Source organism: Holdemania sp. 1001302B_160321_E10, assembly GCF_015552275.1.
In the GTDB taxonomy this organism is placed as follows: Bacteria; Bacillota_I; Bacilli_A; order Erysipelotrichales; family Erysipelotrichaceae; genus Holdemania.
Window position 1 is genome coordinate 41329 of the sequence record NZ_JADNEM010000007.1, and the last position, 18864, is coordinate 60192.

Genomic DNA, 18864 nt, shown 5'->3' on the forward strand with positions numbered 1-18864 from the left:
TTGTGTCGTTCCGGGGATTTCTTTTGGTTTTCGCATCGTGCTATAATGCGGGCGAGGTGATGGGAATGATCAGAACCCGGCAATGGATCATGGATAACTTTATGGCGCTGGCGCAGGAAAAACCGCTGAACAAGATCACCGTAGCGCAGATCGTAGGACGCTGCGGATTAAATCGAAACACGTTCTATTATTATTTTGAGGATATCCCGTCTTTGGTGGAAGCAATCTTTGCCCAGCAGGCGGCGGCTTTGCTTCCCGAGCAGCGGGATACGCTTTCGCTCCTGGACAGTCTGGATCAGGCGCTGGCCTGGTGTCAGAAGTATCGGCAGGCGGCCCTGCATATTTATCATTCGGCCAGCCGCGAATTGTTTCAGCAGCATCTGACCGATCTGATCGGCAATACGCTGGACGCTTATGCCTGTCAGGCGGGACTGGATGGAAAATATGAACCGGAAGCTCTGAAGACTGTGCTGCATTTTTACCGCTGCCTGCTTTTGGGGGTAACGCTGGACTGGCTGGACCACGATATGCGCTATGATCTCAAGGAGGAAGCGCGAAGTCTGATCACGCTGGCGGAAAACGGCGCGCTGCTGCCATCTGAATATTCAGGCAAACAGCCTTGATTGTCTGATCGTTTTACACCTGGCGAAATCTGTCGCTGGGTTTCTTTTTCTGGCTTTCCTATAATGAAACCAGTGGAAAAAGGAGAAGCTAATTTATGAAAACGATCGAAAAAATGAAATCCGCTGCTTTGGAAACCGCTGTTAAAACAGCGTTGGCGTATCTGGAACGGGATCCGGAGGCCAATATTCCCAAGGTGATGAAGCTGGTGGATCAGGTTTGCCCTGAGGACTGGTACGCGTCTCAGCGCCGGGCGGTGCGCGAGGTGATCGAACAGAAGAATCATTGGTATGACCTGATGCTGAAGCTGTATGATCTGGACGCCGGCGTCCGGAAAACATTCTTCACCAATTTCATTATCAACGCCTCCCTCAGAGGCAGCGCCCGTCAGATTGAAGCCTCGGCTGAAAATCAATGCAATGTTCCGTGGGCGATTCTGCTGGATCCGACCTCGGCGTGCAATCTGCGCTGCACCGGCTGCTGGGCGGCGGAATACGGCCATCAGCTGAATCTCAGCGTGGCGGAAATTGACAACATCATCACTCAGGGCAAAGCTCTGGGGACCTTTATGTATATCTATACCGGCGGGGAACCGCTGATGCGCAAAGCGGATCTGCTTACGCTCTGCCGGAAGCATCCGGATTGCGAGTTTCTGGCGTTTACCAATGGAACACTGATCGACGAGGCGTTTTGCGAAGCGATGCTGGAAGTGAAGAACTTTGTACCGGCGATTTCACTGGAAGGCTTTGAAGAAGCCAACGACAGCCGCCGGGGCGCGGGGTGTTATGCGAAGGTCCGCGCGGCGATGGCGCTGCTGAAGCAATACAAGCTGCCCTTCGGCGTATCGACGTGTTATACCAGCGCGAATGTGCAGGATGTCAGCAGCGAGCGGTATTTCGATCAGATGATCCGGGACGGCGCGTTGTTCGCCTGGTTCTTCCACTACATGCCGGTCGGCAATGAAGCGGCGCCGGTGTTATTGCCTTCTGCGGACCAGCGGGCCTGGATGATTCAGCAGATCCGCGGCTTCCGCAAGACGAAGCCCATCTTCACGATCGACTTCCAGAACGACGCCGAATATGTCGGCGGCTGCATCGCCGGCGGCCGGCGTTATCTGCACATCAATGCCAACGGCGATGTCGATCCGTGTGTGTTCATCCATTATTCCAATGTGAATATCCGCGAGCATACGTTGCTAAAAGCTCTGCAAAGCCCTTTGTTTATGGCTTATTATCACAACCAGCCGTTTAATGAAAACATGCTGCGGCCATGTCCGATGCTGGAAAATCCGGAAATCCTGCCTCGGCTGGTCAAGCAAAGCGGCGCTGTTTCGACAGATTTGCAATCGCCGGAAAGCGCGGAACATCTGTGCGCGAAATGTCAGAACTACGCGCAGGTGTGGGCGGTTCGTTCCCAACAGATCGCAAACGAACTGCATCCGCAGGGAAACTCTGACAAGTAAGCGGTTTGCTGAGAAAACCCGGCCGGTCATGAGAATCGGCGCGGGTTTTTCTCTTTTTTCTGCGGCTTGGCCGAACTGACCCACGTTAATCTGGCCGGGGGCTCACGCTTGGAAAATCAGTCGTATAACCCCTCAATAAATAATAAAAAAGTTTTCCCCCGCCATTCTTTTTGTATTACAATAAGGAAGACCGCGGCGCCGGTTTTCTCGGGAATCCTGTGGGAAGCGGATTTTCTACGCGGTATTCTGAAAGCAAAAAGGGGGATTTGAAATGAAAAAAAGGACGCGGACGATGGCGTTTATCGCTATCTTTGCGGCGATCAATTACATTGTTTTCAGCTATTTGAAGATCGACATCCCATTGGCGGCCGGATCTTCAGTCGCGATCCACGTCGCAAATGCGATCGTGGTGGTGTCGGCTTTTTTGTTAGGACCAGCCGAGGGGGGCGTTGCCGGAGCGATCGGCTTGTCGATTGCCGACTTGCTGGATCCGCGCTATGTCGCATCCGCACCGAAGACATTTTTCCTGAAATTCTGCATCGGCTATCTCTCCGGAAAAGTCGGACAGAAGCTGGGACTGGCGCAGGCCGCAGATTCCAGACAGGCGGCTCAAATCGCAGCGATCAGCGCGGCGGCGGGCCTGGGCTTCAACGTGGTCTTTGATCCGATCATCGGTTATTTGTTCAAACGGTTTATTCTGGGGATCAATGCCGAAGCCGCGGCGATCATCCTGACCTGGACCGGCGGTGTTACCGCCTTCAACGCCGTGATCTGCGTCTTTGTTTCCGTATTCTTGTATATGGCGTTAAGAAAACCGTTCGCCAGTATTTACGGGCGGAAGGAGAGTTAAGGCAAAACACGTCCGGGCGGAAAAGGAAACAAGTTCTCTCAAACAAAAAAGAAAAACCACCGCAGGAACAAGCTTCTGTCATGCGGGCAGAGAGCAGGATTCCATTCGGTGGTTTTTTTGTGGACCCGCGGGATTTCAGACTTCCGGATTCAATTCCGCCTGGATGAAGCGTTCCTTGATTTCCGGATAGACAAACAACAGAATAAACGGCAGAATCGAGATCAGGCTGGAAACGGTGCCCAGTACGCTCAGATCGACGAATTCCGCGATGAACCCGAAAGCCAGCGAGGATAACGCCTGACCGCCGCTGGAGGCCATCATGATAAAGCCGGAAATCATCGCCCGCTTTTCCCGCGGGATGACCAACATGAACGCGGCGTTGAGAATCGCGTTGGCCACGGCGCTGACAAAATAGCTGATCAGAAAGGTGAACGCCAGCGAGTTGAACGTCTGCATCGAATAACAGACGGCAAACAACAGGGAACTTAACGGAAAACCGAACAACATCAGCCGGATCCGCAGCTCCGGTTTGATATTCAGCGTGCCCATGAAAATCGTGCCGATCAGCGCGGAAATCGACTGCAGCGACATCAGATAGCCATACTGTACGACGTCCAGCCCCCGGCCCAGACAAAACGGCAGGAACACGGCGCCCATGCCCGAGCCGAAGAAATTGGCGGACACCGCGATGATGACGATCAGGCGGAAGCAGCGGTCGTTGAACACATACTGGGCGCCCTCTTTCAAATCGGCAAACAATGTTTTCAGGTTGATCGGCATGCCTGTCTTGGGCGCCCGCGGCACGTCGATGAAGCATTCGGTGAACGCGGAGATCAACAGGGAAACCCCGTTGAGCAGGATGACGAAGGGAACGCCGAGAAACGCGATGATCGCTCCGCTCAAGCCTTTGCCGGCCATCGCGACGAGCGAGCGCATGCCGCCGGAGAGCGACTGCGCCCGGACCAGATCCTTCGGCATCACAAGATCGGTCATGACGGTCATCGAAGCCGGTGTGAAAAACGCGTTGCACAGGGCGGCGATGAAAGCTGTAGCCAGCACCATCCAGACTTCCAAGTGCTGGCTCATCGCGATCAGGCCCAGTCCGATCATCGTTAAGCCGCGGATCAGGTCCGTGCCGACGATCATCCATTTGCGGTGGCTGCGGTCGATGATCGCGCCGCAGAAGGGGCCCAGGATCATCGCGACAAACATGGAGATGCTTGTCAGCAGACCCATTAATGCGGTGGATCCGGTTTTCTCATAGACCCAATAGCCGATGCAGATGCTGTAAAGCACATCGCCGAACGTGGAGAACAGCGTACCCTGCCACAGCAGGATAAAATTTTTATTCCAGAGCTTCAGTGTTTTCGTTTCATTCATGACGTCCACCTCTTGTTAGTTCCATAATATGACAAAGCGATTAAACTGTCAATTAAAATTATGAATTATAAAATAAAAATAATTAATTTATTCTTTTAAATTTTGATTTTTAAAATAAAAATGATGAAAGAACAGTTGTTTGTTCGAATAAAGGGGCCAAGCGGGGGCCGGTCTGAGCGAAGGGTAAAGCAAACCCTGCCAATGTCTCGGCAGGGTTTACTTAAATCCAAAGAAAATGTGAACTTTATTGCAGCGAATCCAGAATCGCTTTCATCCGCCCGGCCAGTCCCTGCACTTTTGACAGACTCAGCGAACAGAGTGCGACGCGGATTCCTTTGTTGACCTTGACGGTGTAGATATGATTGTCGATCAGCTTCTGGTGATATTGATCACGCAGCGCGTTATCCTTCATCTGCAGCGTTACAAAGAAACCTTCTTTATAAGGATAACAAAGCAGACCGCAGGCAGCGGCTTCTTCGATGAAGCACTGGCTGCGCTGTTTCAGCAGATCGACATAGCGCTGTTTTTCTGCCTCAAAGCCAGCGCGGTTTTCCGTCGTGATCCAGGTGAAGTTTTCCATCGCGGCGTTGGGGATGTTGCTCCATGTGGCGCGGGCGGTCTTTTCGAAAACGATCTCGGCTTCGCGCACGCGCTGGGCGTTTTGTCCCAGAATTAATGCCGCCCCGCAGCGCAGGCCGTAAGAGGTCAGCGTTTTGGAACAGCTGAACGCGATCACGGCCAGCACGTTTTCATTTATTTCATTAAGGCAGCTCAGATAATCGCGGCTGTGCAGGCCCTGATAGCTGTAATCAATATAAGCGATATCGTTGAGAATCACGCACGGTCCCTGTTTGCTCAGCTCGTTGAGGAAGTGGACGATTTGCCGCCATTCCGCCAGACTCATGGAATAGCCGGTCGGGTTGTGGCATGGATCATTGATCACGGCCAGCAGCCGTCCCTGCTCGCTCATCACCTGGCGGCAGACGCTTTCAAACGAAGCGAAGTTGAAGTGATCGTCGTCAAACATCGCGTAGGAAGCGGTCTTCAGCCGGGCCTGGGCGGCCATCAAGTTGTACGATCCCCAGCAGATTTCCGGCAGGACGACGGTTTGTCCCGCTTCCAGAACATTGATCATCGTCATGTTGACGGCGCCGGTGCCGCCCGGGGTAGCGATGACGGAGGCGTTTAATTTGATCGGCTGATCCTGCAGCACCCAGTTTCTGACCTGAGTCCGGTAGCCAGGATTGCCGGTGAAGCTGGCGGCGTAAGCCGCTTTGACTTCCTTGGCGATCGCGTTGTAGTGATCGAAGACATTCTGGTAGGCGACAAGTCTGCCCTGTTCATCGTAAAGGGAGCCGATCGTCGCGTCGACGACGGCCTCTGCGCCATGTTCGGCGATATCCTGCTTCGCCATCGAAACGACGGCGAAGACGGTATCTTCAATCGGCTGCAGATCGGCGGATTGTTTCATAAAAGACATCGGGATCATCTTCTTTCCTTGATTAATGTCTTGATTATAACTGAATTGCACAGAATTGAAAAGAACCTTTCATACAATGAAAAGAAAGGAGGCAATTATGCGAATTCATGAAGAAGTACGAAAAATGCCGGTCAGTCCGATCCGGACCTGGACTGCGCGGCTGCATGAGTCCGGTGCGCGGGCGCAGCTGACGCTGGGCGAACCGGCGCAGAGCACGGATTTGAGGATAGCGGAAGCCGCGTCGGAAGCGCTGCGGCAGGGCCTGACGCACTATCCCCCAGCCGCCGGACTGGCCCCGCTGCGACAACAGCTGGCAGAGCGCGAACGAGCTTTGCGCGGCTGGACGTTTCATCCGGAACAGATTCTGATCACCAATGGGGCACAGGAGGCGCTGGCAGTCTGCTGCCTGGCGTTATTAAATCCCGGCGACGAGGTGCTGGTGATGGATCCCGGCTATCCCGGCACGCTCAGCGCGATCGCACTGGCGTCTGCCGTACCGGTGTTCTGTTTGACCGACGATCAATTTCAGCCGGAGTTTGCGGCGATGGAACGTGCGGTCAGCGCGCGGACCCGGGCGATTATCGCCGCCAGTCCGAATAATCCGACCGGTCAGGTTTTATCTGCCGACGCATTAGAGCATCTGGCAGCCCTGGCGGAAAAGTATGATCTGGCGCTGATCCTGGATGCGGCTTACGAACAGTTAAGCTGGAAACCGCTGAATTTCAAGGGGTTGCGGTCTGCCCGTCACCGCGTGATCTTCGTCGGCAGCTTTTCCAAGACGTATGCGATGACCGGCTGGCGGCTGGGCTGGATCAGCGCTCCCCGGCGCTGGAATCCGGCGCTGCTGAAAACACATCAGGCGCTGGTCTCGGGCGTGGCTGGATTTGTGCAGAAGGCCGGCTGCACCGCGCTGACGCTGTCGGCTGCGCCCTGGCGGCAGACTGTTGAAAAACAATGCGAACACGCCTGGCGGCGGCTGAATGAAATCGGTTTATCCTGTCTTTGTCCGGAAGGCAGCTTTTACTGCTTTCCGTCGATCGTCTCAACCGGTTTGACCAGCGAACAATTTGCGCTTGCGCTGGCGGAACAGGCCGGCGTCGCCGTCTTGCCGGGAACGCTGTTCGGCAGGCGCGGAGCAGGTCATGTGCGGATATCGGTCGGCGGCGAGTGGGAAACGCTGAACTGGGCGCTGGATCAGATCGAAAAGTTCGTCAAAGCAGCCGGCTGAAGGCCAAAAGCAAAAACAGCAGCGAAGGCAGGTATTCACTGCCTTTTTCAATTCTTCGGACAAACGGCAGCACCGGGCAGAGATTGCCGGCCATGACCAACAGGAAATTCACAAGCGCAAAACACAGCGCTGTCGAGCCCACCGGCGCTCCATCCAGAGCGAAGCTGAATCCCAGCACGGCGTTGTCCAGACTTAACGCCAACCCCAATAACAACGCTTCGCGGCTGCTCAGACGCTGGTTGTGATCCAGATCGGAGCTGGCCGGGTCGTTGATCATCGTGATCAGCGTGGGTGAACCGGATCTGCGTTTTTTTAACGCCTCTGCAAACGACAGGTAAGCCAGACAGAAAAACAACACAAAGCCTAATCCCCGGGCGGCGCCCTGGGGAATGGCGGCCGTCATTCGCCGCGCGGACAACATCACCGCACTGACGATCACCAGCGGGCAAAGCGAGATGAAAAGCAGCTGCGGCAGACAGATGCGGATTTTTTTCAGCCGGAAGGTGAATCCGCTGAAAAAACCGTCCAGACTGACCAACAGGCTTAAAAAGATCAGATGGGCCATAACACTCCTCCTCTATCGTCAGGGTATGAGCGGCCCGGCCGCGCTGTCCAGGCGAAGAACCCGGGAAGTTTTCTTTGTCAGATTCCGTCGAAGTCATGTATAATAGAGGACGTTAAGTTAGGAGTGAGTTTATGAGCTTTGCCAGAAGATATGGCATTCCCTTTCTGATCATGATCGTCAGCGGCCTGATCGTGCGGCTGTTCAATATGTATCTGCCGGTTTCGATCCGTTCGACGCTGGTGACGATCGCGATCGCAATCAGTTTGTTCGCGTTCGGCCTGAGTCTGCATATCCATAAAAAAAGACGAGATGAGTCATGGTTTAAAAAACTCGTCATCTCGTTCTTCCTGATGTTTTTCGTGTTATGGGATCTGGGCTATATCGTCTTCCCGCAGCTGAAATCCATTTTCAACTTTCTGGGGATCCAGGGGTTCGTTATCTATATGGTTTATGTGTACTGCGGCTGGGCGTTTTTTGATTGATCCGCTGCCGTTGTTCCCATTAAAAACGAAAAGCGCAGCCCCCGGGGGTGTGCGAAGGCTTAATCTTCGAACAGAATCGTCCCCAGGCGCAGCTGCGTGGAGCCTTCGCGCAGGGCGATCGGGTAATCGTGACTCATCCCCATCGAACAGATCGTAAACTGCGGGCCGCCGTAGTTCTTTTTCAGCCGATCAAATAAGGCGCGGGCCTGACGGAAGACGGCGGCAATGGCGGCTTCATCCTCCACATGCGGCCCCATCACCATGATTCCTTCGGGAATCAGATGTTCAAACTGGCTGAGTGCTTCAAAGAAAGCGTCGGCCTGGGCGGCTGCCAATCCGGTTTTGGTCGTCTCCTGGGCCAGATTGAATTCACTCAGCACGCCGATCGTCCGGCTGAGGCGGGCGGCTTCCTTGTCCAGCACGGCCGCCAGCTCCAGCGAATCCAGCGAACAGACGCGGTGCAGATAAGGCAAAACGGCGCGGACCTTGTTGCGCTGCAGGTGGCCGATAAAATTCCAGCGGATATCGGATGGCAGCTGCGGCGCCTTCTGCAGCAGCTCCTGTGCCCGGTTTTCTCCGAAATCGCGCGCGCCGCGATCGTAATAAGCCTGGATCTGGGCGATGGAGCGATGCTTGGAGACGATTAAAAGCTCGCATTGGTCTTGACATTGATGAAGAATGGTTTCATAAAGCTGCGGCATACTATCCCTCTTTTCTTGGGATATTATACCACTTTCAAAGGAGGAATGAACGATGAAAGCAGATCTGCACATCCACTGTTCAGCCAGTTTTGACGCCACGGAATCCGTGGAAACGATCCTGCGCCTGGCGCGGGAAAAGCATCTGGACCTGATCGCGATCAGCGACCATAATGAGATCGACGGCGCGCTGAAGCTGGAGGCCAAGGCGCAGGAAACGGGGATCGAAACGCTGCGGGGCATTGAAATCGACTGCTTCTTCGGCCGCAATATCGTACATTTGTTAGGTTACGGCTGCGATCTGCGTGATCCCGGCTTCACGCGCTTAAAGAATCATTACATCGAAGAGCTGCGGCGCACCGGACGTCATCGGCTGGCATTGATCGAGGAGCATTACGGCTTGAAGCTAAACGAAGCGGCGATCATCGCACGGGCGCACGGCCGGCCGTATACCAACGTTGAAATTACGCAGGAGCTGCTTGAAACTCAGGCTCATCCCGATCTGAAGCCATATCAGACAGGCGCACGCAGCGCCAATCCGATCGCCAACTTCTATTGGGATCAGCTGGCGGTGGGGTGTTGGGGCTATGCCGAAATGCGGCTGCCGGACTGGCGGCAGGTTGTGGATTATGTGCATCGCTGCGGCGGAGCGCTGATCGTCGCTCATCCGATGCAGAATCTGAAGCTGGACGCCGCGGCGGCGGAAGAACTGCGTGAAGGCGGAGCGGACGGCTTTGAAGTTTACAGTTCTTACCATGATGAGAAAGGCCGGCGGTTTTATCATGAATTCTGCCGGAAATGGGGACTGGCCGAAACTTTCGGCAGTGATTTTCATGGGGCGACCAAACCGAATATTGATTTGGGAAAGACGGGCTTTGACGGCGACTGCGCGGCGATGATCGCGCTGCTGAAAGCCCGGATCGCGTACTGGCAGGCGCGCTGAACAAGGCGCGCCCGGCTTATTTCAGGGGCTGAAAAAGGAGATGTCCGGCGGCAAATTTGAACAAGTTCCGTTTACAAGCGCTTTCTGAAAACGAATGTAAAAAATAAGAAAAACGGCGCAAAATGGTAAAAAAAACGGGAAAATTCTTTTCAGGTTATTCCATTTGACAGATTTTCGTGTATAATAGAAAGCAATGAAATTATGTTTCATTGAATGTAAAATTATGAAAATTTTACATTTTTATTTTCCCGTTTGAGAGGACAGAGGAAAAAGATTTTTAGGTAAAAGGAGGAAATCTTGAAATGAAACGTTATATTGGAAAACGTGCATTGAGTGGTCTTCTCGTTGTCCTGTTGTCAGTCTGCTTCAACTTTACGTTGATCCGTCTGGCTCCGGGCGATCCGATCCGCATTATGGCGGGCACGGATAATCCAAACGAAGAGATGATCGAAGCACTGCAGCAAAAATATGGCCTGGACAAATCCATTCCGGAGCAGTTCGTCATGTTTCTTGGCAATGTAGCGAAGGGGGACTTGGGGTATTCTTACATCAGCGACGAATCCGTCATTAAACTGATCGGTGAGAAGATCGGCCCGACACTGGCGCTGTCGTTAACCGCGGTGCTGCTGTCCGTCACCATTGGTACATTGATAGGAATCTACGCTGCACGAAAGAACGGGTCCAAGTTTGACCAGTTCGTGTGCAGTATCTCGTATGTGTTCGACGCGACGCCGGGATTCTGGCTGGGGTTAATGATGATTCTGATCTTCGCTTCGACGCTGAAATGGTTCCCGACCTCGGGCATGGTGAACCTGAGAGCCAATTATAAGGGGTTTGCGTACTTCGCCGACGTCTGCCGCCATCTGGTGCTGCCGATTACGACGATGGTGCTGACGCAGACGCCGTATTACTTCCGAATTGCGCGTTCTTCCGTCTTACAGGTGATGTCGGAAGATTTCATCACGACGTTCAAGGCGACCGGCATGAAGGAAAGCCGGATCTTCAACAAGTATGTTCTGCGCAACGCGATTCTGCCGACCGTGACGGTTTTGGGCATGTCGCTGGCGTTTTTGCTTTCGGGTTCCGTCTTAATCGAAACGGTTTTCGCATGGCCGGGCATGGGCCGACTGATGTTCAGCTCGATTTCCAAGCGTGACTATCCGGTGCTGACTGGAATTTATCTGGTCACGTCCGTCGTTATCTGTATCGCGATGATTCTGGTCGATATCCTCTACGGCTTTATCGATCCGCGGATCCGCTACGACTAGGAGGAACAGTACAATGAAAAAAGACAATGTTTTTCAGGCTGCGATGCGGGTGTTGAAAAAGAACTCCCAGCTGCGCACGGGCGTCATTCTTCTGATCGTCTTATTGTGCATCGCTTTCTTCGCGCCGATTATCGCTCCGTGCGATCCGTATAAATTATATGATGCGCTGGTTGCCGGACCGGGCACGCCGGGACATATCCTGGGTACCGACGGTCTGGGCCGCGACGTTTTAAGTGAGATTATCTATGGGACGCGGACGTCGTTAATGATCGGCGTCGTCGCCGCGAGTATTTCCGGTATTCTGGGTACCTGCATCGGCGGCATCGCGGGTTTCTTCGGCGGCAAGATCGACCGGCTCATTTCGGAATTCATGAACTTCTTCCTGATGACGCCGTCGTTCTTCCTGATTCTGATCATCGTCGCGCTGTTTGGCAGCAACATCATGTACATCATGATTGTTATCGGCCTGACTTCGTGGACCGGCAATGCGCGTTTAATGCGTGCGCAGGCGATCTCCTTAAAGGAGAGAACGTTCGTCAAGAGCGCGCAGGCGATGGGCGAAAGCCGCTTCAGCATCATGTTCAAGCACATCATTCCAAACGGGATTTTCCCGATTATCGCGCAGACCACGATGAACGTCTCCAGCGCGATCCTGTCCGAAGCCGGCCTGTCATTCTTGGGCTTAGGCGATCCAAATGTCGTCAGCTGGGGTCAGATTATCTACCATGGCAAACAGTACATGCCGAAGGGCTGGTGGATTTCCACCTTCGCCGGCGTTGCCGTTGTCTTCACCGTTCTGACATTCTTCCTCATCGGTGACGGCCTCAACCGCGTGCTCTCGCCTAAGATGGACGCCAATAACTAGGGAGGAAGGAAAAAATGGCATTATTAGAACTGAAAAACGTCAATGTACGTTATATTATGAAGGACAAGAAGGTCCATGCCTGCCAGCATGTCAGCCTGGAAATTGAGGAACAGGATTCGATCGGTATCGTCGGCGAGTCCGGTTCCGGCAAATCCACGCTGGCCAGCGCCGTTCTGCGCCTGCTGCCGCACCGCATCACGCAGGTCGACGGCGAAATTTTGTACAACGGCAAGGATCTGTTAAAGTTAACGAAGGATGAAATGGATGCGCTGCGCTGGACCGATCTGTCGATCGTATTCCAGAAGTCGATGAGCGCGCTGAGCCCGGTTCACAAGGTCGGAGCGCAGATGGAAGACGTTTACCGCGTGCATTTTCCAAACGCGGACAAGAATGAAATCAAACAGCGGGTTTACGATCTGTTCAAGGTCGTCAACCTGTCTGACCGTGTTTACGAGTTATATCCGCACGAACTGTCCGGCGGCATGATGCAGCGTGTTTCAATCGCGCTGAGCCTGCTTCACAATCCGCGCTTACTGGTTCTGGACGAAGCGACAACGGCGCTGGACGTCGTTACGCAGAGTCAGATCCTGCGCGAGATCATGAGTCTGGAACAGAATCTGAACGTAACCCGGATTATGATTACCCACGACGTTTCCGTCGTCGCCTCGACCTGCAAGAAGATCGCCGTCATGTATGCCGGCCGATTGATGGAAAGCGGCGAGACGAAGGACGTCTTAGTCAATCCGCAGCACCCATACACGCAGGGTTTGCTTAAATCGTTCCCGTCCTTTAAGGGCGCCAAAAACGATCTGCGCGGGATTCCGGGTTCGCTGCCGGATTTAAGTCAGGAAATTCCAGGCTGCGTCTTCGCGCCGCGCTGCCCGTTTGCGACTGAGAAATGCCGCACGGTTGAGCCGGAATTGAAGACGGTCAACGAGAAGGGCAACTGGAAGGTTGCCTGCCACAAGGTAGGAGGTGAATAAGCGATGTCGGATACAGTAAACTCAGATGTAGTTATTCAGGTCAAAGACCTGACCCGCTGGTATATCCAGAAAAAAGTGACCAAGCAGGATGGCAAGGTCAGCAAGAAACAGACGATCAAGGCTGTCGACGGCGTCAGCTTTGAACTGAAACGGGGCGAAACCTTAGGCGTTATCGGCGAATCCGGATGCGGTAAGTCGACGCTGGGCCGCGTTTTGATCCATTTGGAAGATCCGACGGCCGGTGAGATTTTATATCACGGTGTTTCCAGCACTCAGCTGAAAAAGAAGGATCGGCTGGCTTTCTGCCGGACCTGCCAGATGATTTTCCAGAATCCGTTTGATACATTTGATCCGCGGTACACGATTGAAAAAATCTTCATGAGCACGATGAAGCTTCACAAAATCGGCGCCAATGATGAAGAACGGCATAACATTATGATCAAAACGCTGGAAGACGCCGGAATGGCGCCGGCCACCGATTATATCTACCGTCACCCGCATGAACTGTCCGGCGGTCAGCTGCAGCGTATTTCGATTCTGCGAAGCATGCTGCTGCGCCCGACGTTCTTAGTTGCGGACGAACCGGTCAGCATGCTGGACGTTTCGATCCGTGCGGATATCATCAATATGCTTCAGACATTAAGCAAGGAAGAAAACACGGCGATGGTTTTCATCAGCCATGATATCGCGACAACCCGTTATATTTCCGACCGGGTTGCGGTCATGTACCTGGGCCGGATTGTGGAAACGGGCGTTACCGACGAGGTTCTGCACAATCCGCAGCATCCGTACACCAAGGTCCTGATTTCCAACTGCGCATCTTTGGATCCATTGGAAAAACGCGAAATCATCGAAATTGAGGGCGAACCGCCGACCCCGATCAACACTGGCCCGGGCTGCTACTTTGCCCCGCGGTGTTATCAGGCTTGCGAGAAGTGTTTTAAAGAATATCCGGAAGCCCGTGATCTGGGCAACGGACATATTGTTTCCTGTCATTTTGTCGGCAACGACGCTGAAAAATAAACAGCGGTTCAGGCTCATCTGTGATTGACGGATGAGCCTTTTTTCGAACTTTTCTTCCTTCATTCACGAGCAAGGCCGCGTGGGAAACGACCTTGAGGGTGGGGAGTTTACCGCTCCGGCAAGGAAGCTGAAATAGAAGACAAGGAGAAAGAAAGATGAAATTTGCAAGAAAAGCACTGACTGCGCTGTTGGCGCTGGCGATGCTGGCCGGTTGTTCTTCTGCACCGAAAGAACCTGCCGCAGCGCCGGAAAACCCGTCCGAGGGCGAACAGACGCCCGTTCAGGGCGGAACCTACATCATCCGTCAGGCTACCGATCCAGGCAGCTTTAACCCGGATGTCAAGGGCGACGATATGGCGACCTACACGGCGACCAATGTCTTCAACCGGCTGGTAAAGACAACGGCGTCGACCGAAATCATTCCCGACCTGGCTGAAAGCTGGGAATTCAGTGAGGACGGCAAGACGCTGACATTCCATCTCTATGAGAATGTGAAGTGGCATGACGGCGAACCATTCAGCTCGGAAGACGTCAAGTGGACGCTGGATATGATCCGCACCGAAGGTTTCCAGTCCAACAGCTTCAAAATGATTGAAGAAATCACCTGCCCGGACGCCAACACGGTTGTCATTCAGATGAGCTCTCCGAGCGCCGCAATTTTAAGTTCGTTAGGCTGGCTGGGGACGTTCATTCTGCCAAAGCACATCTACGAAGGTACGGATTGGACGGCCAACGAGGCTAACATGCATCCGATCGGCACCGGCCCGTTCAAATTTGAAAGTTATGAAAAGGGTCAGGCGATCACGTTAGTCCGCAATGACGATTACTTCATGGGCGCGCCGTATCTGGACAAGCTGGTCATCACGATCATCCCGGATGCCAACACGGCTTTCCAGGCGTACATGAACGGCGAAGTCGACGATCTGATGCTGAATATCCCAAGCAACGAAATCGCCGGCTTAAAAGCCAATCCGGACTACACCGTTTACGAACGGGCATCCAACAACCGTACCTATCTGACCTTTAATTTTGACGAAGAACCGTTTAACGACGTGCGCGTGCGCGAAGCGGTCAACCTCGGCATCAACCGCCAGGAAGTTCTGGATAAGGCGGCGAAGGGCATCGGCGCAGTGCCGCAGTATTACATGACGCCGGTCTTTGCCTGGGCGATGAACGACGCGGTGACGATTCCGGAACGGGATGTGGAAAAAGCTCGTCAGCTGCTGGAAGAAGCCGGGTATACCGCCGACGCTAACGGCATGTACATGAGCGTAACGCTCGATCTGTTTGACAGCGGCGATTTCAAGGATACCGCGACGGTATTGCAGCAGAATCTGAAAGAAATCGGGATTGACGTGAAGCTGAACATCACGGAAATGGGCACCTGGCAGCAGAAGGTTCAGGTCGACAGCGATTACCAGATGGCGATGCTTTCGGGATCGCAGGGACCGGATGCTTCAGCGATTTCGATGCGCGTGCATTCCGCCGGCGCATTTAACCTGGCGCATTGCAAAAACGCAGAACTGGACGCGTTGTTAGACGAAGGCGCGATCACGACGGATCAGGCGGCCCGGGCTGAGATCTACAAGCAGGCGCAGGTCATCCTGGCGGAAGAACTGCCGATCGTTCCGGTCAAGGAAGCGACGTTTATTGTCGCCGTCCGCAATACGATCCATGGGCATCCTTATTCTGAGGAAGGTATCCATACCGTAGCTTCCAATGAATTCTCCCGTGTCTGGGTCGAAGAATAAGCAGAAATATTCAGGAAAAAGAGTTTGTGGTCAGACTCTTTTTTCATTGGATTGAAAAACTTTCTGAAAACTGCGAAGAATGATGAAAAAGAGATTGACTTGATTTACAGGAAGGGATAAACTGAAATTAATCTCTAGGGGAGAAAGAAAGGATCATAAGTTTATGAAGAAACTGATTCAAAGCCTGGCGGTGATCTTGGCTCTGGCGCTGACACTGACCGGGTGCGGTGGGGAAGGCAAGCCAGCGGCTTCACCGGCAACGGACGACAATTCGCAGATCAGCGAACCCAAGCAGGGAGGAACGTACGTGATGCGCAGTCACGGTGAACCGAACTCGTTTAACCCGAACATGAAAACTGACGATCTGCAGCTGCCTGCAACTTACAACATCTTTAACCGGCTGGTTAAGATGACGGTTGATAGCAGCGTCGTTCCCGATCTGGCGACAGATTGGGAATTCAGCGAAGACGGAATGACGCTGACTTTCAATTTACGCGAAAATGTAAAATGGCATGATGGAGAACCATTTACATCCCACGACGTTGTCTGGACGTTTACGCAGGTGCTTAAAGACGGTTATCAATCGAATACATTGAACATGATCGATTCGGTTACGGCCGACGGAGATTATAAAGCTGTCTTCCATCTGAAACAGCCGGACGCCTCGGTTGTCAGCGCGCTGAGCTGGCTGGGAACCTGGATTATGCCGGCCCATTTATACGAAGGTACGGACTGGACGCAGAACGAACACAATATGCATCCGATCGGAACCGGTCCGTTCAAATTTGAAAAATATACGCCGGGCGTTTCGATTGAAATGGTCCGCAATGACGATTACTGGGATGGGGCGCCGTATTTGGACAAGCTGATCATTTCGATCATTCCGGATGCTTCCACCGCCTATCAATCTTATCTCAATGGCGAAGTCGACGATATGCAGAGCGGCGTTCCGACTTCCAATCTGCAGGAGCTGATCGACGATCCTGAACATTATTCTGTTTATCAGTATGTTTCCAGTTCCAGAACCTATCTGTCGTTCAATCTTGGCGAAGATAAACCGTTCAGCGACGTTCGCGTCCGTCAGGCGATCGACATGGCGGTCGACCGTCAGGCGGTCCTGGACAAAGCAGCCAAAGGCTTCGGTGCGGTTTCTGAATACTACATCTCGCCGATGTACCCGTGGGCGCTCAACGAGGACGCCCGAATTCCGGCCCGGGATGTGGAGGCGGCCCGCAAACTGATTGAGGAAGCCGGCTACACTGCGGACGCTAACGGAATGTATTTCAGCTGTGAGCTGACAACCTTTGATTCCGGCGACTTCAAGGATTCCGCGATCGTTATTCAGGACAGCCTGAAACAGGTCGGTATCGACGTGAAGCTGAATATTCTGGAAATGGGCGCGTGGATGACGAAAGTGATCGACGATTACAACTTCGATATCGCCTTATGCTCAGGCGGACAGGGACCGGACGTTTCCGCGATCCGCAACCGCGTGCATTCGGAAGGCTCGCTGAATCTTGACAAGTATGTCAATCCGGAGCTGGATGAAGCGCTCAATCAGGGCGTACAGGTCTTCACGCAGGAAGAACGTGCTCCTTATTACAAGAAAGTCCAGCAGATCATGCACGACGATGTTCCAATCGTCATTCTGAAAGATTTCACCGCAGTTTATCCTGTCAAGAGCTACATTCACAACAGTCCGTTTGAGCCGGAAATGGCCAGCTTGTACGGCACGTATGAAATGGCCAAGGTCTGGATGGATCCCCAATAATCGAAAATCATAAAAAGAACAGGCAAATCCAGTCGATTTGCCTGTTTCTCGGGTTATCGGAAAATAAAAAAAAGGAGAATTGAAATGGCTGATTTTATTCAAAAACTGATCGACAACATTCCGGATTATCAACAATTTCTGACTGTGGATGAGATGGATGAAAATTCCAGGCGGCTGGCAGCAGAATTTCCGGGGATCGTAGAAATTTTTGAGGCCGGGAAATCACGCAAGGGACATCCGATTTACTGCCTGAAGATTGGCAAAGGTAGCCGCAACGCTTTGATGTTCGGCTGTCCGCACCCCAACGAACCGATGGGCGCGATGCTGCTGGAGTATTTCTCACGGGCGCTGGCTGAAAATGAAGATCTGCGCAAAGAACTGGATTATACCTGGTATCTGATCAAAAGCATCGACCTCGACGGTACGCAGCTCAACGAAGGCTGGTTCAAGGGACCGATCACGCTGACCAACTTTACCCGTCATTACTTCCGCCCGGCCGGGTATGAACAGGTTGAATGGAATTTCCCGTTCCACTATAAAAACTATACCTACGACAAGCCGATTCCGGAGACCGTCTGCCTGATGAATTTGATTGACAAGATTCAGCCGCAGTTTATGTATTCGCTGCATAACGCCGGCTTCGGTGGCACGTACTGGTATCTGACCCGGGAGATTCCGGAATTGTGGGATAAGTTCTATGCCGCGACCGCGAAGCAGAATATTCCGCTGCACTTGGGCGAACCGGAAGTCAACTACATCACGCCGTTCTCTCAGGCGATCTATCCGATGATCAGCTCCAGGGATACCTACGATTACAATGAGAAATACGGCACGGTCGCGCCGGAAAAGCTGATGTCCACGGGCACCAGCAGCGCTGACTATGCCAGCCAGCAGGGCTACGATACGACGACGTTGGTCACCGAGCTGCCTTATTTCTACGAGCCGCGCATTCAGAGCGATAAGCTGATGGATTTCACCCGCCGGGAAGCCGCGCTGAAAGGCCGCGAAGTCCTGCATGAAAACCGCAAGGCGGTCAAAGCTCGTTATGATCAGATTGCGGATCTGATCAGCGCCGACAACAGCTTCGCCAAGATGGTCAGCAACGGTTATGAACATTTTGAGGAAGACTATCGTCAGGAATGTGATTTTATCCGTCAGGACCCGAATTACGACGAATTGTGCAAGGAGTCCGAAGCGTTTGACAACCTGGAGATTCCGAAGTACCGCGTACTGCTTCAATGGACGCTTTTAATCCGCGCCTGCGAGCATGAGCTGGCGAAGAACCCAAGTCCGGAAGTCACAGAACGGCTGCAGCGCATTCATGACGAGGGCGAAAAAGAATTTGCGAAACGGGCGGAAATCGCGGAGAAAGAACTGCATTATCAGGTCATTCCGATCCGCAAGCTGATCGCCGTGCAGCTGGAAAGCGGCATGCTGGTGGCAGATTATCTGCAAAAACATCGTTAACCGTCGAAGCAAGGAAGTTGATCTTCC

General features: G+C 53.1%; 17 protein-coding genes. 13 read left to right on the top strand and 4 right to left on the bottom strand.

Translation table 11 applies throughout. The annotated features are described in order from the left end of the window. Positions 1 to 59: 59 nt before the first annotated feature. The 3 genes from I2D94_RS05745 (at position 60) to I2D94_RS05755 (ending at position 2933) form a co-directional block, all read left to right on the top strand. A complete protein-coding gene (locus I2D94_RS05745) occupies positions 60 to 623 on the top strand; it encodes a TetR/AcrR family transcriptional regulator (RefSeq protein ID WP_195395946.1) in 564 nt (187 codons plus the stop codon). Between the two features lie 95 nt (positions 624 to 718). Then, positions 719 to 2083: a radical SAM protein gene (locus tag I2D94_RS05750; protein ID WP_072685830.1), complete on the top strand. Its 1365-nt coding sequence runs from the start codon at positions 719 to 721 to the stop codon at positions 2081 to 2083. 271 nt (positions 2084 to 2354) lie between these two features. Then, complete coding sequence (locus tag I2D94_RS05755) at positions 2355 to 2933, top strand: ECF transporter S component (protein WP_072685832.1); 579 nt, start codon at positions 2355 to 2357, stop codon at positions 2931 to 2933. 135 nt (positions 2934 to 3068) lie between these two features. On the opposite strand, the gene I2D94_RS05760 is transcribed toward I2D94_RS05755, so the two are convergent. After that, positions 3069 to 4313, bottom strand: a complete 1245-nt coding sequence (locus I2D94_RS05760; protein WP_195395947.1) for an MFS transporter — start codon at positions 4311 to 4313, stop codon at positions 3069 to 3071. A 244-nt stretch (positions 4314 to 4557) separates the two neighbouring features. After that, positions 4558 to 5793 (bottom strand): pyridoxal phosphate-dependent aminotransferase, encoded by a 1236-nt coding sequence (locus I2D94_RS05765; protein WP_195395948.1) that lies wholly within the window; start codon positions 5791 to 5793, stop codon positions 4558 to 4560. A 97-nt stretch (positions 5794 to 5890) separates the two neighbouring features. On the opposite strand from I2D94_RS05765, the gene I2D94_RS05770 reads away from it, so the two are divergent. Next, the gene (locus I2D94_RS05770; RefSeq protein ID WP_195395949.1) at positions 5891 to 7021 is read left to right on the top strand and encodes a pyridoxal phosphate-dependent aminotransferase; all 1131 of its coding nucleotides are present in this window, start codon (positions 5891 to 5893) and stop codon (positions 7019 to 7021) included. Here I2D94_RS05770 and I2D94_RS05775 read toward each other — a convergent pair. After that, positions 7005 to 7586: a manganese efflux pump gene (locus I2D94_RS05775; protein ID WP_195395950.1), complete on the bottom strand. Its 582-nt coding sequence runs from the start codon at positions 7584 to 7586 to the stop codon at positions 7005 to 7007. The genes I2D94_RS05770 and I2D94_RS05775 overlap by 17 nt on opposite strands. Before the next feature lie 131 nt (positions 7587 to 7717). Here I2D94_RS05775 and I2D94_RS05780 point away from each other — a divergent pair, with 131 nt between their 5' ends. Beyond that, on the top strand, positions 7718 to 8068 hold the full coding sequence (locus I2D94_RS05780; RefSeq protein WP_072685838.1) for a hypothetical protein: 351 nt from the start codon (positions 7718 to 7720) through the stop codon (positions 8066 to 8068). A gap of 59 nt (positions 8069 to 8127) precedes the next feature. On the opposite strand, the gene I2D94_RS05785 is transcribed toward I2D94_RS05780, so the two are convergent. Next, positions 8128 to 8769 carry a YggS family pyridoxal phosphate-dependent enzyme gene (locus tag I2D94_RS05785; protein ID WP_195395951.1) on the bottom strand — a complete coding sequence of 214 codons (642 nt, stop codon included), beginning with the start codon at positions 8767 to 8769 and terminating at the stop codon, positions 8128 to 8130. Between the two features lie 52 nt (positions 8770 to 8821). Between I2D94_RS05785 and I2D94_RS05790 the strand changes: the two genes are divergently transcribed. The 8 genes from I2D94_RS05790 to I2D94_RS05825 all read left to right on the top strand — a co-directional run bounded on the left by I2D94_RS05790 (position 8822) and on the right by I2D94_RS05825 (position 18837). Further along, entirely contained in the window at positions 8822 to 9709 is an 888-nt protein-coding gene (locus tag I2D94_RS05790; RefSeq protein ID WP_195395952.1) for a PHP domain-containing protein, read from the top strand. A gap of 302 nt (positions 9710 to 10011) precedes the next feature. Further along, positions 10012 to 10977 (top strand): ABC transporter permease, encoded by a 966-nt coding sequence (locus I2D94_RS05795; RefSeq protein WP_006059835.1) that lies wholly within the window; start codon positions 10012 to 10014, stop codon positions 10975 to 10977. Between the two features lie 13 nt (positions 10978 to 10990). Further along, the gene (locus tag I2D94_RS05800) at positions 10991 to 11842 is read left to right on the top strand and encodes an ABC transporter permease (RefSeq protein WP_195395953.1); all 852 of its coding nucleotides are present in this window, start codon (positions 10991 to 10993) and stop codon (positions 11840 to 11842) included. Positions 11843 to 11856: 14 nt separating this feature from the next. Then, entirely contained in the window at positions 11857 to 12825 is a 969-nt protein-coding gene (locus tag I2D94_RS05805) for an ABC transporter ATP-binding protein (protein WP_072685846.1), read from the top strand. Positions 12826 to 12828: 3 nt separating this feature from the next. Then, positions 12829 to 13848, top strand: a complete 1020-nt coding sequence (locus I2D94_RS05810; protein WP_195395954.1) for an ABC transporter ATP-binding protein — start codon at positions 12829 to 12831, stop codon at positions 13846 to 13848. A gap of 155 nt (positions 13849 to 14003) precedes the next feature. After that, entirely contained in the window at positions 14004 to 15599 is a 1596-nt protein-coding gene (locus tag I2D94_RS05815) for an ABC transporter substrate-binding protein (RefSeq protein WP_195395955.1), read from the top strand. A 163-nt stretch (positions 15600 to 15762) separates the two neighbouring features. Further along, positions 15763 to 17370, top strand: a complete 1608-nt coding sequence (locus tag I2D94_RS05820; protein WP_195395956.1) for an ABC transporter substrate-binding protein — start codon at positions 15763 to 15765, stop codon at positions 17368 to 17370. Between the two features lie 84 nt (positions 17371 to 17454). Beyond that, positions 17455 to 18837, top strand: coding sequence for a M14 family zinc carboxypeptidase (locus tag I2D94_RS05825; protein WP_195395957.1), 1383 nt, complete (start codon positions 17455 to 17457; stop codon positions 18835 to 18837). Positions 18838 to 18864: the final 27 nt, after the last annotated feature.

Coding starts and splice junctions, on each gene's coding strand:
- I2D94_RS05755 (WP_072685832.1), top strand. CDS start 2,355: ATGAAAAAAAGGACGCGGACGATGGCGTTTATCGCTATCTTTGCGGCG.
- I2D94_RS05775 (WP_195395950.1), bottom strand. CDS start 7,586: ATGGCCCATCTGATCTTTTTAAGCCTGTTGGTCAGTCTGGACGGTTTT.
- I2D94_RS05745 (WP_195395946.1), top strand. CDS start 60: ATGGGAATGATCAGAACCCGGCAATGGATCATGGATAACTTTATGGCG.
- I2D94_RS05825 (WP_195395957.1), top strand. CDS start 17,455: ATGGCTGATTTTATTCAAAAACTGATCGACAACATTCCGGATTATCAA.
- I2D94_RS05770 (WP_195395949.1), top strand. CDS start 5,891: ATGCGAATTCATGAAGAAGTACGAAAAATGCCGGTCAGTCCGATCCGG.
- I2D94_RS05765 (WP_195395948.1), bottom strand. CDS start 5,793: ATGTCTTTTATGAAACAATCCGCCGATCTGCAGCCGATTGAAGATACC.
- I2D94_RS05785 (WP_195395951.1), bottom strand. CDS start 8,769: ATGCCGCAGCTTTATGAAACCATTCTTCATCAATGTCAAGACCAATGC.
- I2D94_RS05805 (WP_072685846.1), top strand. CDS start 11,857: ATGGCATTATTAGAACTGAAAAACGTCAATGTACGTTATATTATGAAG.
- I2D94_RS05750 (WP_072685830.1), top strand. CDS start 719: ATGAAAACGATCGAAAAAATGAAATCCGCTGCTTTGGAAACCGCTGTT.
- I2D94_RS05795 (WP_006059835.1), top strand. CDS start 10,012: ATGAAACGTTATATTGGAAAACGTGCATTGAGTGGTCTTCTCGTTGTC.
- I2D94_RS05815 (WP_195395955.1), top strand. CDS start 14,004: ATGAAATTTGCAAGAAAAGCACTGACTGCGCTGTTGGCGCTGGCGATG.
- I2D94_RS05780 (WP_072685838.1), top strand. CDS start 7,718: ATGAGCTTTGCCAGAAGATATGGCATTCCCTTTCTGATCATGATCGTC.
- I2D94_RS05800 (WP_195395953.1), top strand. CDS start 10,991: ATGAAAAAAGACAATGTTTTTCAGGCTGCGATGCGGGTGTTGAAAAAG.
- I2D94_RS05810 (WP_195395954.1), top strand. CDS start 12,829: ATGTCGGATACAGTAAACTCAGATGTAGTTATTCAGGTCAAAGACCTG.
- I2D94_RS05760 (WP_195395947.1), bottom strand. CDS start 4,313: ATGAATGAAACGAAAACACTGAAGCTCTGGAATAAAAATTTTATCCTG.
- I2D94_RS05820 (WP_195395956.1), top strand. CDS start 15,763: ATGAAGAAACTGATTCAAAGCCTGGCGGTGATCTTGGCTCTGGCGCTG.
- I2D94_RS05790 (WP_195395952.1), top strand. CDS start 8,822: ATGAAAGCAGATCTGCACATCCACTGTTCAGCCAGTTTTGACGCCACG.